This is a genomic window from Yinghuangia seranimata (assembly GCF_029953285.1).
Taxonomy (GTDB): Bacteria; Actinomycetota; Actinomycetes; order Streptomycetales; family Streptomycetaceae; genus Yinghuangia; species Yinghuangia seranimata.
Genome location: NZ_JASAOI010000031.1, coordinates 1 through 14,118 on the forward strand (window position 1 = coordinate 1; position 14,118 = coordinate 14,118).

The 14,118-nt window shown below is 72.4% G+C and carries 15 protein-coding genes; 6 read left to right on the top strand and 9 right to left on the bottom strand.

What is annotated here, in order from left to right:
• Positions 1 to 88: 88 nt before the first annotated feature.
• The gene (locus QI554_RS20915; protein WP_281471687.1) at positions 89 to 292 is read right to left on the bottom strand and encodes a YegP family protein; all 204 of its coding nucleotides are present in this window, start codon (positions 290 to 292) and stop codon (positions 89 to 91) included.
• Between the two features lie 116 nt (positions 293 to 408).
• Between QI554_RS20915 and QI554_RS20920 the strand changes: the two genes are divergently transcribed.
• On the top strand, positions 409 to 1,116 hold the full coding sequence (locus QI554_RS20920) for a helix-turn-helix domain-containing protein (protein ID WP_281471688.1): 708 nt from the start codon (positions 409 to 411) through the stop codon (positions 1,114 to 1,116).
• 15 nt (positions 1,117 to 1,131) lie between these two features.
• Here the strand turns inward: QI554_RS20920 and QI554_RS20925 are convergent, their stop codons facing one another.
• Complete coding sequence (locus QI554_RS20925; RefSeq protein ID WP_281471689.1) at positions 1,132 to 1,530, bottom strand: VOC family protein; 399 nt, start codon at positions 1,528 to 1,530, stop codon at positions 1,132 to 1,134.
• Positions 1,531 to 2,089: 559 nt separating this feature from the next.
• Positions 2,090 to 2,797, bottom strand: a complete 708-nt coding sequence (locus QI554_RS20930; RefSeq protein WP_281471690.1) for an LAETG motif-containing sortase-dependent surface protein — start codon at positions 2,795 to 2,797, stop codon at positions 2,090 to 2,092.
• A gap of 182 nt (positions 2,798 to 2,979) precedes the next feature.
• Between QI554_RS20930 and QI554_RS20935 the strand changes: the two genes are divergently transcribed.
• Together QI554_RS20935 and QI554_RS20940 are read left to right on the top strand one after the other, a co-directional pair.
• On the top strand, positions 2,980 to 3,456 hold the full coding sequence (locus QI554_RS20935) for a DUF732 domain-containing protein (RefSeq protein WP_281471691.1): 477 nt from the start codon (positions 2,980 to 2,982) through the stop codon (positions 3,454 to 3,456).
• 161 nt (positions 3,457 to 3,617) lie between these two features.
• Entirely contained in the window at positions 3,618 to 4,454 is an 837-nt protein-coding gene (locus QI554_RS20940) for an SDR family NAD(P)-dependent oxidoreductase (protein ID WP_281471692.1), read from the top strand.
• A gap of 78 nt (positions 4,455 to 4,532) precedes the next feature.
• Here the strand turns inward: QI554_RS20940 and QI554_RS20945 are convergent, their stop codons facing one another.
• Positions 4,533 to 5,498, bottom strand: a complete 966-nt coding sequence (locus QI554_RS20945) for an alpha/beta hydrolase (RefSeq protein WP_281471693.1) — start codon at positions 5,496 to 5,498, stop codon at positions 4,533 to 4,535.
• 183 nt (positions 5,499 to 5,681) lie between these two features.
• Here QI554_RS20945 and QI554_RS20950 point away from each other — a divergent pair, with 183 nt between their 5' ends.
• Positions 5,682 to 6,299 (top strand): TetR/AcrR family transcriptional regulator, encoded by a 618-nt coding sequence (locus QI554_RS20950; protein WP_281471694.1) that lies wholly within the window; start codon positions 5,682 to 5,684, stop codon positions 6,297 to 6,299.
• Between the two features lie 14 nt (positions 6,300 to 6,313).
• A complete protein-coding gene (locus QI554_RS20955) occupies positions 6,314 to 7,423 on the top strand; it encodes an LLM class flavin-dependent oxidoreductase (protein WP_281471695.1) in 1,110 nt (369 codons plus the stop codon).
• Between the two features lie 175 nt (positions 7,424 to 7,598).
• Here QI554_RS20955 and QI554_RS20960 read toward each other — a convergent pair whose 3' ends face one another.
• The 5 genes from QI554_RS20960 to QI554_RS20980 all read right to left on the bottom strand — a co-directional run bounded on the left by QI554_RS20960 (position 7,599) and on the right by QI554_RS20980 (position 13,117).
• The gene (locus tag QI554_RS20960; RefSeq protein ID WP_281471696.1) at positions 7,599 to 9,320 is read right to left on the bottom strand and encodes an FAD-dependent monooxygenase; all 1,722 of its coding nucleotides are present in this window, start codon (positions 9,318 to 9,320) and stop codon (positions 7,599 to 7,601) included.
• A 206-nt stretch (positions 9,321 to 9,526) separates the two neighbouring features.
• On the bottom strand, positions 9,527 to 10,435 hold the full coding sequence (locus tag QI554_RS20965; RefSeq protein WP_281471697.1) for an amino acid ABC transporter permease: 909 nt from the start codon (positions 10,433 to 10,435) through the stop codon (positions 9,527 to 9,529).
• A complete protein-coding gene (locus tag QI554_RS20970) occupies positions 10,432 to 11,076 on the bottom strand; it encodes an amino acid ABC transporter permease (protein WP_281471698.1) in 645 nt (214 codons plus the stop codon). Before QI554_RS20970 ends, QI554_RS20965 begins: the two co-directional genes overlap by 4 nt.
• A 201-nt stretch (positions 11,077 to 11,277) precedes the next feature.
• Positions 11,278 to 12,228 carry a glutamate ABC transporter substrate-binding protein gene (locus QI554_RS20975; RefSeq protein WP_281471699.1) on the bottom strand — a complete coding sequence of 317 codons (951 nt, stop codon included), beginning with the start codon at positions 12,226 to 12,228 and terminating at the stop codon, positions 11,278 to 11,280.
• Positions 12,229 to 12,334: 106 nt separating this feature from the next.
• On the bottom strand, positions 12,335 to 13,117 hold the full coding sequence (locus tag QI554_RS20980; protein WP_281471803.1) for an amino acid ABC transporter ATP-binding protein: 783 nt from the start codon (positions 13,115 to 13,117) through the stop codon (positions 12,335 to 12,337).
• A gap of 237 nt (positions 13,118 to 13,354) precedes the next feature.
• Here QI554_RS20980 and QI554_RS20985 point away from each other — a divergent pair, with 237 nt between their 5' ends.
• The gene (locus tag QI554_RS20985) at positions 13,355 to 14,113 is read left to right on the top strand and encodes a response regulator transcription factor (protein ID WP_281471700.1); all 759 of its coding nucleotides are present in this window, start codon (positions 13,355 to 13,357) and stop codon (positions 14,111 to 14,113) included.
• Positions 14,114 to 14,118 lie beyond the last annotated feature (5 nt).

Genomic DNA, 14,118 nt, shown 5'->3' on the forward strand with positions numbered 1-14,118 from the left:
AGCGAGGGCTGAGCGGCTGCCGCTGCGCCGCGCACACGCGGCGGCCCGCCGCGGTCGGCGGCGCGGCGGGCCGACGGGGTGGATCAGGTCACGCGTTCGCCATCATCGTGGCGGGCTGGTTTTCGACGACCGGTGCGCCGGGGGCGTTCTTGCGTACGGATTCGATGCCGTCCATGCAGGCCTGCTTGGACTTGTAGCCCTGGCTGGTGGCGATGATCTGCCCGTTGCCGGCCAGCAGGTGCCAGCGCCATTTGCCGGCCTTGTCGGTGAACCACTCGAACTTGCCCGTCACAGAAATCACCTCAATTGCCTCGGGATGGTGACGTACTGGCAGCCTAGGTCGGCTCCGGCGGGGCGGCATCTCGAGCCCGTGGCACGCGGTGCGGCCTGGGGGTTCATGCTGGAGGGGTGTACGAGGAGCGGCGTTCGACGGTCGGCGGGGCGGTGGTGTGGACGCGGCGCGCGGCCGAGTCCGGGGCGGCCGGGGGCGGGGCGGCGCGGGTGCTGCCGGACGGGTGCATGGACCTGATCTGGGCGGATGGCGGCGGCCTGTTCGTCGCCGGCCCCGACACCACGGCGCATGTCGTCGCGGACGCGGCCGGGGCGCACTACACGGGCATCCGGTTCCGGCCCGGGCTCGGGCCCGCGGTGTTCGGCCTGCCGGCCGTGGAGCTGCGGGACCGACGGGTGCCGCTGGCCGCGCTGTGGCCGGAGGCCGAGGTGCGGGGGATCGCCGAGCGGCTGGCTGCCGCCGCGGATCCGGGCGCCGTGCTGGAGGCGGTCGCGGCGCGGCGGCTGGCCGAGCCGAGGCCGGCGCCCGATCCGGTCGCCCGCGCCGTGGCCGTGGGGCTGGCGCGTGGCGCGGGCGTGGCCGACCTGGCCCGTACCGTCGGCCTCAGTGACCGGCAGTTGCACCGGCGCAGCGTGGCGGCGTTCGGGTACGGCCCCAAGACCCTGGGCCGGGTGCTGCGGCTCGGTCGGGCCGTCGAACTGGCCTATGACGGAACGCCGTTCGCGGACGTCGCGGTGTTGTCCGGCTACGCCGACCAGGCGCATCTGGCGCGCGAGGTCCGGGCGTTGGCGGGGGTGCCGCTCGGAACGCTGGTCGGCGGCTAGCCGGTCGGCCGCGGGTCAGGTGGTCGGCAGTGCGGCCAGCAGGTCGACGGAGTTGCCGTCCGGGTCGTACACGCTCGCGTAGCGCTGCCCCCAGACGGCGTCCCACGGCGCGTGGTGGCCCTCGTGTCCGGCCGCGACGAGCGCGGCGTAGGTCGCGTCGACGTCGGCGGGGCTGTCGCAGGTGAACGCCAGCGCCGTGCGGGGCGAGCCCTTGGGCGGCTCCCAGTGCGGGTCGAACGACCGGACGACGTCGACGGTGTCGAAGACGAGCAGCAGCCCGCCCGGCAGCGCGACCTCGACGTGCGGCTCGGCGTCGGCGGAGGCCGGGATGTCGAACCCGAGCCGCCGGTAGAACGCGAGCGACGCGGCCATGTCCTGGACGACGATGCCGAAGAACGTGAAGCGAGGAGTCATGCTTCCACGCTAGGCACGGCGATCGCGCCGGTCTTGAACGATTCGGACACCGGCGCGTCCAGGCGGCCGAGTGTCCCGCCGAGGCAGTGGCGCAAGTACGGGCCGCGCGACTGGTGCCCGACCGTGAACCGGGGGCGAGCGTGGACGTCATCGCAGCGCGCGTGTGCAGCGGGTGTTCCTCGCCGTGCGCGCGTACCCAGTGCGCGAGCGGGGGTGGATGCCCGCGGAATGGAACGGCCGGACGGCCGGCAGCCTGCTGCGGCAACCGCTCGCCGATCCCGCTGAGGACGCGGCCTGAGGCCAGGGCCGAGACCGCCGCCCGAGACCCGGACGCGAACGATCGACGGACGATGAACGGCCGCCGCTGTCCGGCTGTTCATCGTCCGTCGATGCGTGCCGCGCACGCTGGTTCCTGTCACCGTTGCTCGCGGATCGCGGCGGGATGCAAGGGGGAGACCGGTCGCCGCCGCGGACCTGACGGCGCGGCGGCGGCCGGAATCGACGCCGGTCCGGGTCGGGCCTGCTAACCGGCCCGGACCGGTCATGGGCGTTCGCCAAATCAGGCGGTGTGCGAAGCCCGGCGGCGACGCGTCACGACGACCGCGCCGGCGCCGACGAGGACCAGCGCGCCGCCGCCTGCCATCAGCAGCGGCGTGGTGTCGGACGAACCGGTCTGCGCGAGCTGGGGCTTGTCCGTCGTGGTGCCCGAACCGGCCGCGGACGCCGACGGCTTGGCCGGTGCGCCGTCCTTGGCGGGGGCGTTGGTCGCGGGCTTGGCGCCGCCAGGCTTGCCGGTGGCGGGCGCGTCGGTGGCCGGCGTGGTCGGCTTGGTGGGCGTGGTCGGTGTACCGCCGCCGGTGGAGGCCGAGGCGAAGGTCAGCTTCACGCGCGCGGGCAGGCTGTGCGTGCTCATGTCGTAGACGACGACGCCGCATTCGGCCTTCGCGCAGTCGGTCGTGCCGTACTCGCCCTTGGCCTTGAACGCCGTGGAGAAGCCGCCCTTGGCGTCGGCCGTCACCGGCGCGCTGCCGGCCATGTCGCAGCCCTCGCCACGCTGCGTGGACAGGTCGCAGTTGAGGAGGATCAGCTGCTGGTTCGCGGCGAACCCGGAGCCGGTGACGGTGATCGCCTCGCCCGATTTGGCCAGCCCGCTGGTCTTGTTCGCGGACAGAGACCCCGCCGCGAGCGCCGGCTGCGCGGCGGTGAAGGCGAGTGCGGCGGCGGTGGCGGTGACGGCGAAGCCGGTGAGGATGCGCGGGGACGTCATGTGGCGGGCTCCTGCGGGAAGGCGGAAGAGGCGTGCGGAACGCACGCGAACAGGACAGCGCGATCACCATAACTTAGGTAAGCCTTACCTATCCATGCCGGGGCCTTTGTGAACTGACCCACCTTCAGGCCGCCGACTGGGTAGGGTTCGTCCCCACAAGAACGTCAGTCGGGGGACTCGCCGTGCATCGCCGTTCCTGCGCCGCTTCGCTCGTTCTCGTCCTGACCCTCCCGATCGCGGCCTGCGCGTCCGCAGACGCCGACGGCCGGCGCCCCACCGCGTCGGACGGTTCCGCGCCCGGCACTTCGGCCGCGCAGGGGTCCTCCGCGCCGCCGGGTGGCCAGCCGCCGGGCCTCGTGGCGACCCCCGTGCCCACCTCGCCCGGCGGCCTGCCGCCCGCACCCGACCCCGCGACCCGGGCGCGCTACATCGCCGCGCTGGAAGCGATCGACCCGCGCCTGGTGGGGAGCGACCAGGAGCGCGCCGTCGAACTCGGGCGCGAGGCATGCCAGTCCATCGGGGTGAACCTCGGCCACGCCAAGCTCGTCAGCCAGACCCGCCAGAAGTTCTCGCGCAACGGGCTGTCGGTGACCACCGCGCAGGCGGAGGCGGTCCTGCGGGCGGCCAACACGCACCTGTGCCCGCTGTTCGGGGCCTGACCGCGGTGGCCGGTACCGGTCGGCCGCCGAAGCTGTCGGCGTCGCCGTCGCCACCCCTGGGAAAGACCGGTCCTCTGGTCTAGGCTCCGCCGCACTCCGTACGGATGCGTACGGCGGTCCGGGCCGCCACCCGGGGACGACTCGCCAGGGGGATGAGGAACGTGCGGGATTTCGCGGGCGGAACCGCGGTGGTCACGGGCGCGGGCAGCGGCATCGGCCGCGCGCTCGCGCTGCGCTTCGCCGCCGAGGGCATGCGGGTGGTGGCCGCCGACGTCGAGCAGGACGCACTCGACGGCACCCTGGAACTCCTGGACAAGCGCGGCGCGGAGTCGATCGGCAAGGTGACCGACGTCGGGGACGAGGAGCAGGTGTTCGCGCTCGCCGACCTCGCCTTCGAGCGGTTCGACGCGGTGCACGTGCTGTGCAACAACGCGGGCGTGTTCTCGGGCGGCGTGATCTGGGGGCGCCCGCCCGCCGACCTGGAGTGGACGCTGCGGGTCAACCTGTGGGGCGTCATGCACGGCATCCGGGCGTTCGTGCCGCGCATGATCGAGCAGGACACCGAGGGGCACATCGTGACCACCTCGTCGGCGGCCGGCCTGTTCGTGCCGGCCTACTCGGCGGCGTACACGATCTCGAAGTTCGCGTCGTACGCGGCCACCGAGACCCTCGCGCACGACCTCGCCGCGCAGGGCAGCAAGCTGAAGGTGACGGTGCTGTGCCCGGGCAACGTCAACACCGCGCTGCCCGGCTCGAGCCGCAACCGCCCCGCGGCGCTGGCCGCCGAAACGAGCCCCGACGCCGACTTCCTGGAGGCCGCGCTCGCCGAGACCGCGGGCCGCGGCATGGACCCCGCGCTCGCCGCCGAGACCGTGGTGGAGGCGATCCGCGAGGAGCGCTTCCTCGCCCTCACCCACCCCGAGTACGCCGAGTACCTCCTGGGCCGCCCCGCCGAGCAGCTGTCGGGCGCGGTGCCGCAGACGCCGCCGCTGGGCTGAGCAACGGGACGCCTGAACACCCCTACGCGGGCCGCGTGTTCCGTACACGCGGCCCGCGCGAGCGGGATACCGGCCGGGTCAGGCGATCTTGTGCGCTGTCCGCAGGTAGTCGACGATCGTCTGGCGGTAGGCGCGGGCCTCGTCGAGGAGGTTCGTGTACATGCCCGCGCCGTGCGTCAGGCCGTCCCAGCGCTTGACGGTGGTCGGCACGCCGGCCTCCTCCAGGCGCTTGGCGTAGGCCTCGCCCTCGTCGCGCAGCGGGTCGTACTCGCACGTCATGACGAGCGCCGGGGGGAGCCCGAGCAACGTCTCGGCGTGCAGCGGGGACGCGTACGGGTCGGTCGCGTCACCGAGCCGGCCGATGTAGTACTCGACGGCCTCGCGCATGGCCTTCTCGGTCAGCAGGTAGCCGGTGCCGTTCTCCTTGACCGACGGCTGGGACAGCGTCAGGTCGACGGCGGGCACCTCCAGGACCTGGCAGACCGGCATCGGGATACGCCGGTCGCGCAGCGCGAGCGTGACGGCCGCGGCGATGTTGCCGCCCGCGCTGTCGCCGCCGATCGACACGCGGTCCATGTTGACGCCGAGCGAGAACGCCCGCTCCTGCACCCACACCCACGCGGCGACGCCGTCCTCGAACGGCACCGGGTAGGCGAACTCCGGCGCGAGGCGGTAGTCGACGGAGATGACGACGCAGTCGGTCAGCTTGGCGAGGTTCGCGCACTCGGCGTCGAAGTGGTCGAGCGTCCCGAGCCACCACGCGCCGCCGTGGAAGTACACGTGCGCGGGGCGCCCGCCGCGCGGCGCCGGCGTCGAGGGCGTGTACACGCGCGCCGGAATGGTGCCGTGGTCCGGGATCTTGACGGTGATGTTGACGTCGCGCCGGGTGACGTCGTCGGGCGCCGGCTCTCCGAACGCCAGGATCGCCGACTCCAGTCCCTTGTGCGCCGCCGCGCGGCGCTCCTCCATCGGGAGGCCCTCGGGCTGCGGCGGCGATGCGGCCAGCGCGTCGAGTATCGACTGGATCTGCGGAACGACGGGCATGCGGGTCCTCCGGTGGTGCGGACGGTGTGTGCCGGAAGTGCGAAGCGGCGGTCGTGCGTCGGATCTTTATATGCCTTCTCGCCCGCCGTTGACAGGGTCAAGCTCCGCGCGGGCGCGGGCGGCCCTGGACATTGCAACTGCACAGCTATACAAGAGTTGTGCAACTGTGCACCACGCCGCGTCATGTTGGGGGACACCGTGGAGGAACGCGCCGGAGCCGCGATACGCGGCGCCGAGACCCGCGACCGGATCGTCGCCGCGGCGACCGACTGCATCCGCCGCTGGGGCATCCGGCGCGTCTCGATGAACGACGTCGCCCAGCAGGCCGGGGTGTCGCGCCGCACGGTCTACCTGCACTTCGCCGACCGCGAGGCGCTGGTGCTGGAGGTGCTGACCCGCATCTCCGAACTGACCGTCGCCGCCGTCGAACCGCTCGTGCGGTCGCGGCCCACGCTCGCCGAGCAGGTCGCCGAGGCCGCCGTCCACGTGCACGCGCTCGGGCCCGCCGAACTGCAGCTCGGGCTCGGCTACCGGCCCGGCGAGTCGGAGGACGCCACGCTGCTGCTCGCGCACAGCGACCGGGCCATGTCCGCGTGGCAGGGGTTCTGGCGGCCGCTCGTCGACGAGGCCCGCGACCGCGGCGAGGTGCGCGCCGGCCTGGACGCCGACCGGGCCGCGGAGTGGATCATGCGGGTCATCATCTCGCTGGTCACCGTCCCGGCCCGCACGTTCGACCCCGACGACCCCGACCAGGTGCGCGCGTTCGTCGCCGAGTTCATCATCCGTGGGTTCGCCCCGTGACAGGAGGCTCCAGCATGAAGTTCGCGCTCTTCTACGAGATACCCGTCGCCCGCCCGTGGGACGAGGAGAGCGAGCACCGCGCGTACAAGAACACCATCGAACAGGCCGTCCTCGGCGACAAGATGGGCTTCCACTCCTTCTGGACGGTCGAGCACCACTTCCTCGAGGAGTACTCGCACTGCTCGAACCCCGAAGTGCTGTACGGCGCGATCGCCGCCCGGACCGAGAACATCCGGCTCGGCTACGGCGTCCGCCTGCTGCCCAAGCCGTACAACCACCCCATCCGGACCGCCGAGTCGGCCGCCGTGCTCGACCTGATCTCGGACGGCCGCGTCGAGTTCGGAACCGGCCGCAGCTCGACGCGCGCCGAACTCGAGGGCTTCAACATCGACCCGGCCGAGACCCGCGAGATGTGGAACGAGGCGCTCGACCACATCGTCGGCGCGTGGACCGAGGACGAGTACCAGGCGCAGGGCAAGTACTGGCAGATGGGCGCGCCTCGGCGCGTGCTCCCGCGCACGCTGCAGAAGCCGCACCCGCCGATGTGGGGCGCCACCTCGAGCCCCGAGGGCCACAAGGAGATCGGCCGCCGCGGCCTCGGCCTGTGCTCGTTCACCGTCGGCGTCCCGCCGGAGGAACTCGCCGACCGCATCGCGCAGTACCGCGAGGGCCTGGCCGAATGCGTGAACCCCGCGGGCAAGTTCGTCAACGACCAGGCCGCGACCTTCACCATGGTGCACTGCGCGCCCACGACCGAGCAGGCCGTCGAGGAGGCCGCCGAGTCGTGCGTCTGGTACGTCGGCCACGGCGGCGCCCTCATCGCCTCCGTCGCCGAGTGGATGGAGGAGAAGGAGCAGGAGCTCGGCAGCTACAGCTACGCCGCGGGCCCGCTCGAGCACCGGCGCGCCGGCGTTCTGAACCGGCTCAGCTTCGACTACCTGCAGAACTCCGGGTCGGCGATCGTCGGCGACCCCGAGCACTGCGTCGAGGTCGCCAAGCGCTACGAGGCGGCCGGCTGCGACCTGCTGCTGTGCCTGGTCAACCCGTACAAGATCGGGCACGAGGAGGTCATGCGGTCCATCGAGCTGATGGGCAAGCACGTCCTGCCCGCGTTCAAGGACTGACCCGGGACCGCACGCTCACCACACCCGCGCGCACTCCCGCGAAGACCGCCCGGCCAGGCGGCGGCGTCCGGAGCATCAGGGGCCTCCGGACGCCGCCGCCGACGCGGCACGCCTACCGATCACCGACCACGGCCGGCCGCGGCGCGACCGGCCGCGGCACAGCCGCACGCAGTCCTCAGCCGGCCACTTCCGCCGGCGCCGCGGCCTCTTCCTGCGCCCGCCGCCCCACCGCGCGCAGCGCGACCGCCGTCAGATCCTCGTCGCCGCCCGGCGGCAGCCACGCCGCCAGGTAGCCGTCCGGACGCACCAGCAGCAGCGTGTGCGCGGCCGCCCCCGGGTACTCGGGGGTGACCACCAGCTCCGCGGCGAACGGGAGTTCGCCCAGCCGGGCGCGCAGCCCCGGCATCAGCCCCGCGTCCCGCCAGCGCGGCCCGTCCCAGACTTCTATACCGGGCGCGACCAGCACCGCGACCAGCCCGCGGTCCAGGCACGCCGACAGCGTCGCCCTGCTGCCGTCGCCGCGCACCACCGAGATCTCCTCGGCGGGCGCCCCGACCGCGGCGCCCGCGCGCGGCGTCAGCAGCGGCGAACCGGCGTACTCCGGCACCGACTCGGCGACCAGCGCCCGCGGGTCGAGGCGGCGCAGCGTGGTGCCCTTGCTGCGCGCGCCCATGAGCGTGAGCCGGCGCCCGACCTTCTGCGCGGGGCCGCGCGGGCTCAGGAAGTGGAGCGCGTCCTCGCCGTACGCGAGCCTGCGCCGCGCCGCGCTCCGGCGCTCCCCGTGGTACGTCTCCACCAGCCGGTCCGGCGCGCGCCGGGTCAGCACCAGCGCGAGCTTCCACGCCAGGTTGCGGGCGTCCTGCAGGGCGAGGTCGACGCCGTCGGCGACGTTCGGGTGGACGAGGTGCGCGGCGTCGCCCGCCAGCAGCACGCGCCCGGCGCGGAACCGGCGCGCGAGGCGCTGGTGCACCTCGAACTCACCCGTCCAGACCAGGTCGTAGGCGGGGTCCTCGGCGGCGTCCGCGTCGGGGCTCATCGCGTCCAGCGTGCGCAGCACGGCTCGGACGCGCTGGGCGGTCCGCCGCGGATCGGCCGGGTCGCCGTGCACGGGGATGAGCGCCGTCGCGTCGGCGGCCTTGGCCACCCCGTGTGCGAGCGGCAGCTGCCAGGTGAGCCGCCACATGTCCTGCGGCAGCGGCTGCGCCAGCACCGTGCCGTCGCGTTGGAACGGCGGGTCGACGAACAGCCAGGGCTCCAGCGGGGATTCGTCCCACGGCGGGCGCGGCAGCGCGACCTTCACGTCCGCGCACAGCAGCCGGTCGACGCGCGGCCGCCCCGGGAACCGCACGCCCACGGCGCGCCGCACCGGCGAGCGGTGCCCGTCGCACGCCACCAGCCACGCCGCACGCCACCGCACCTCGCCGGCCGGTCCGCGCGCGGTCACCGTGACGCTGTCGCGGTCCTGGTCGACCGCGTCCACGCGGTGCCGCCACGCCTTGGTGACCAGCGGGCTGGCGAGCACGGCGTCCAGCAGCGCGGCCTCCAGGCGCTGCTGCGACAGGCCGTAGCGGCGCGGCGGTTCGTCCGCCTCGGCGCCGTCCGCGTCGGCGGGCCGCGGCCCGGGGACGGTCGTGGAGCGGCGGCGGATCCGCAGCGGGCCCCACGCCTGCGCCGCGCCGTCCAGCCGGTCGCCGACGAGGTTGACGGCGAACCCGTAGGTCGACGCGTCGAGTCCGCACGAGCGCGAGCCCTCGCGCGGCGTGCCGTCGCCGGCGTCGACCAGGACCGTGCGCACCCCGTGCCGGGCGAGCGCCAGCGCGCAGGCCAGACCCGCCGGTCCGGCGCCGACGACGATCACCGAGTCCCGATGGGGATGGGAGTCGGCCGTGCCTGGCATGCGATGCCTCCCGGGTGGTTCGCGTCCGTTCGGACTCCGAAGACTCCAAGGGGCAATCATCCGGCAAACGGAAGCCGACATGTGACAACGCCCCGCGGCGGGATGCCGCGAGGCGTCGTACATGTGCGCGAAAACGGCGCACCGGGCGCGTGTTCGGGGTGCGGGGGCGCGCGGAGTACGCCCGAACGGCCGTACCCCCGTCGCGGTCAGACCGAGATGCCCGCCCCGGCGCCCAGGGTCTCGCCCGACACCACGTCGATCTTCTGGACCCGGCCCTTGCGGCCGCGGCTGAGGAACCGCTCCAGCCACACCGCGACGCCGGACAGGATCATGCAGCTGATGATGTAGATCGTGCCGACGACGATCGCCGCGGGGATCAGCGGCAGGCCGTAGTCCTGGTAGCTGCCCAGCCGCTTGGCGATGAACAGCAGCTCCTCGTAGGTGATGAGGAAGCCGAGCGAGGTGTCCTTGAGCGTGACCACCATCTGGCTGATGATCGTGGGCAGCATCGACCGGATGCCCTGCGGCACCAGGATGAACGTCATCACCTGGTACTTGCGCAGGCCGAGCGCGTACGCCGCCTCGCTCTGCCCCTTGGGCAGTGCCAGGATGCCGGCGCGCATGTTCTCCGCCTGCACCGTGCCGTTGTACAGGCTCAGGCCGATCACGAGCGGCCACATCGGGTCGTCGTTGATGAAGTCGAGGAAGCCCGGCCAGTAGCTGAGCTTCGCCGGCGCCAGGTACAGGAAGAAGATCAGGATCAGCAGCGGCATCGCGCGGAAGAACGTCACGAACGCGGTGGCCGCCCAGCGCACCGGCCGGTGGTCCGACAGCCGGGCCGCCGCCAGCAGCGCGCCCAGGACCAGCGAGAACACCACGGCCAGCGCGAACGCCTTCAGCGTCGCCTTGAGGCCGTCGAGGATCATCTGCTGGATCGCGGTGTACTGGAAGGGGTCCCACTTCTGGGAGTCGAACTGCCCGGTCTGGTCGAACCGGTAGACCACCCACGCGAGTCCGCCCGCCAGCAGGGCGATGCCCAACACGCCGATGATCGCGTTGCGGCGCCGCGCCCGGGGGCCCGGCGCGTCGAACAGAACGGTCGCCTTCTGGCTCATCGGGCCACCGCCAGCTTCTTCTCCAGCAGCGCGAACAGCGCGCTCATGCTCAGCGTGATGATGAGGTAGCCGACGGCGATCCACAGGAACACCAGCACGACGTCGTTGCCGTTCTCGACCATCTGCGCGTTGGTGCCGAACAGGTCGTGCACGTTGAACGCGCTCGCGATCGCCGAGTTGCGGACCATCGCGATCAGAAGCGAGCCGATCGGCGGGATGACCGCGCGCAGCGCCTGAGGCAGCACGATCAGCGTGAGCGTCTGGTTGAACGACATGCCGATGCTGCGCGCCGCCTCGGCCTGCCCGATCGGCACTGTGTTGATGCCGGACCGCACCGCCTCGCAGATGAACGCCGCGGTGTAGCCGCCGACCGCGATCACCGCGAAGGTGAAGTAGTCCATGTTCCAGTTCAGCTTCGGGAAGCCGAGCGCGACGAAGAACATGATCAGGGTGAGCGGCGTGTTGCGGACCAGGTTCACGTACGCCGCGCCGAACCAGCGCAGCGGCGCCACCGGCGACACCCGGCACGCGGCCAACAGCGTGCCCAGCACCAGCGCGACCAGGCCGCACCACAGCGTCAGCTTCAGGGTGGTGACGAACCCCTCGCTGATGAGGTCCCAGTTGTCGGTCAGTACTTTCATCGCGCGCCCGCCTTCCGGCCCGCGCTCGGGCGCGCCGTCCGCACGGCGTCAGGGCATGTGTTCACGGTGATTCCCCGCAGGTCTGATCGGGACGTGGGAAGGGCCGAGCGGCGGGCAACCGGGGGCGCCGCGGGCCGGGGCCGCCGGCCCGGGGATACCGGGCCGGCGGCCGTGCGCCCAGGCGGGCGCCCGGACTCAGGGTCAGTAGCGCTCGATGGCCGGGATGGTCGGCGCGGGCGAGCCGGACAGGCCCAGCGTCGCGTCGTACACCTTCTTCCAGGTGCCGTCCTTCTCCTTGGCGTCGAGCGCGTCGTTGACCGCCGCGCGCAGCGCCGCGTCGTCCTTCGGCAGGCCGATGCCGTACTTCTCGACGGAGAAGTTGTCGCCGACGACCTTCAGGTGGTCGGGGTCCTTGGCCGCGTAGCCCTTGAGGATCGCCTCGTCGGTGGACACCGCGTCGACCTGGCCGCTGAGCAGGTTGTCCACGCACAGCGAGTACGTGTCGTACTCGATCGGCGTGGTCTCGGGGAACTTGTCCTTGATGGTCTGGATCGGCGTCGAACCCTTCGCCGAGCAGACCTTCTTGCCCTTGATGGTGTCCTTGCCGGTGATGGCGGTCTCGTTCTTCTTCACCAGCAGGCTCTGGCCCGAGACGTAGTACGGGCCGGCGAACGACACCGAGTCCTTGCGCTTGTCGGTGATGCTGTACGTGCCGACGTACATGTCGACGTCGCCCTTCTGCAGGGCGGTCTCACGGTTCGCCGACGCGATCGTCTTGAACTCGATCTGCGCGGGGTCCAGGCCCAGTTCGGCGGAGATCATGCGCGCCATCTCGATGTCGAAGCCGGAGCGCTTCTTCGTCGCCGGGTCCATCGAGCCGAGGAACGGCTGGTCCTCCTTGGCGCCGATCACCAGGTGGCCGCGGTCCTTGGCCTTCTTCCACGTCGGCGACGTCGCGGACAGGTCGACGCCGGCCTTGACGGTGAACGTCGGGACGGTCGGCTTCGCCGCCGGCGCGCCGCCGCCGGTCGCGTTGGAGGCCGGCGCCTCGGGCGTCTTCTCCTCGGGAGACCCGTCCTTGCCGCACGCCGCGGTGCCGAACAGGGCGAGGGCGGAGATGCCCGCGATGGCTATGGACTTGCGCAGGTTCATGACCCTTGCTCCTTGGTGGTGGCGGAAGTTCGTCGGTCAGCTGACGTCGGGGCCCGGAACGGGCGGACACCCCTGCGGCACGGATCGGTCCGACCCGCGGTTCAGATCAGTGGTGCAGGATCTTGGAGAGGAAGTCCCGGGCCCGGTCGCTGCGCGGGTTCCCGAAGAACTCGTCGGGCGTGTTCTCCTCGACGATGCGGCCGTCGGCCATGAAGATCACGCGGTTCGCGGCGGACCGCGCGAAGCCCATCTCGTGGGTGACGACGACCATCGTCATGCCCTCGGCGGCCAGGCTCCGCATGGTCTCCAGGACCTCGTTGACCATCTCGGGGTCGAGTGCCGAGGTCGGCTCGTCGAACAGGATCACCTTCGGCTGCATGGCGAGCGCGCGGGCGATCGCCACACGCTGCTGCTGGCCGCCGGACAGCTGCGACGGGTACTTGTCGGCCTGGTTGCCGACGCCCACCCGGTCGAGGAGGGCGCGGGCCCGCTTCTCGACGACGTCCCGCGCCTCGCGGCGGACCTTCTGCGGGCCGAGCATGACGTTCTGCAGCACCGTCTTGTGCGCGAACAGGTTGAACGACTGGAAGACCATCCCCACCTCGGAGCGCAGCCGGGCGAGGGCGCGGCCCTCCTGCGGCAGCGCGTTGCCGTCGATCGTGATGGCGCCGGAGTCGATCGGCTCCAGGCGGTTGATCGCCCGGCACAGCGTCGACTTCCCGGACCCCGACGGGCCGATCACGACGACGACCTCGCCCTCGTGGATCGTCAGGTCGATGTCCTGGAGGACGTGCAGCGCACCGAAGTGCTTGTTGACCTTCGACAGGACCACAAGGGGGGCCGCGGTACGCGGCGACGGGGTCTTGTCCGGCGGCGGCGTCTTGTCCAGGGCTTCGGTCACGGTCGGTCGGCTCCTCCGGATCGGTGGTGGAGCAACTAAAGCGGGCAACGCGGTTGCCTCGGCGTGAATTTGAGCTTCACCTGAGGTCAAGACCGGATAACGGAGGGTTGACGAAGGGTTGTGTGGCGTACGTCCTCGGCAGAAGGTGATGTGTCTGCTTAGATGGCGCACCCGCGGCCGGGCACGGCGGACGCTCACACGCCGCACACAGAGGAGGACCCACGGATGCGGCTGCTCATGGTCGAGGACGACCTGCGCATAGCCACGCCGCTGCGCGCCGTCCTGGGCCGCCACGGCATCGACGTGTCCCACGCCTGCACCGGCGAGGAGGCGCTCGACGCGCTCACCGCCGACATCGACGTCGTCCTGCTCGACCTGAACCTGCCGGACCACGACGGCTTCGAGGTGTGCGCGCGAATACGCCGGCTCAGCGCCGTGCCGGTGATCATGGTGACCGCGCGCGCGGACGTGCGCTCCCGCGTCCACGGCCTCAACCTGGGCGCCGACGACTACGTCACCAAGCCCTACGACATCGCCGAGCTGCTCGCCCGCATCCACGCGGTCAGCCGCCGGGCCCGCTCCGAGCCGCTCGTCGGGTCCCTGCCGGCCCCCGCGGCGGGCAACACCGCCGCAGCCGTCGGGGGCGCGCCGCGCACCGCCGTCGAGGCGGTCCCCGCGGCGCCCGCGGAGCCGCCCGCCAGGCCGGACGCGCTGTGCGTCGACGCCGCCTCCCGCCGCGTCACCGTGCGCGGCACCGAGGTCGTCCTCACCCGCAAGGAGTTCGACCTGCTCGCCCTGCTCGCCCAGCGCCCCGGCGTGGTCTTCCGCCGCGAACAGATCATGAGCGAGGTGTGGCGCACCAGCTGGTCCGGCAGCGGCCGCACCCTCGAGGTGCACGTGGCGTCGCTGCGCGCCAAGCTCGGCAACCCGCGCATCATCGAGACCGTCCGCGGCGTCGGCTACCGCATCGTCCCCGACGCGTGACGCGC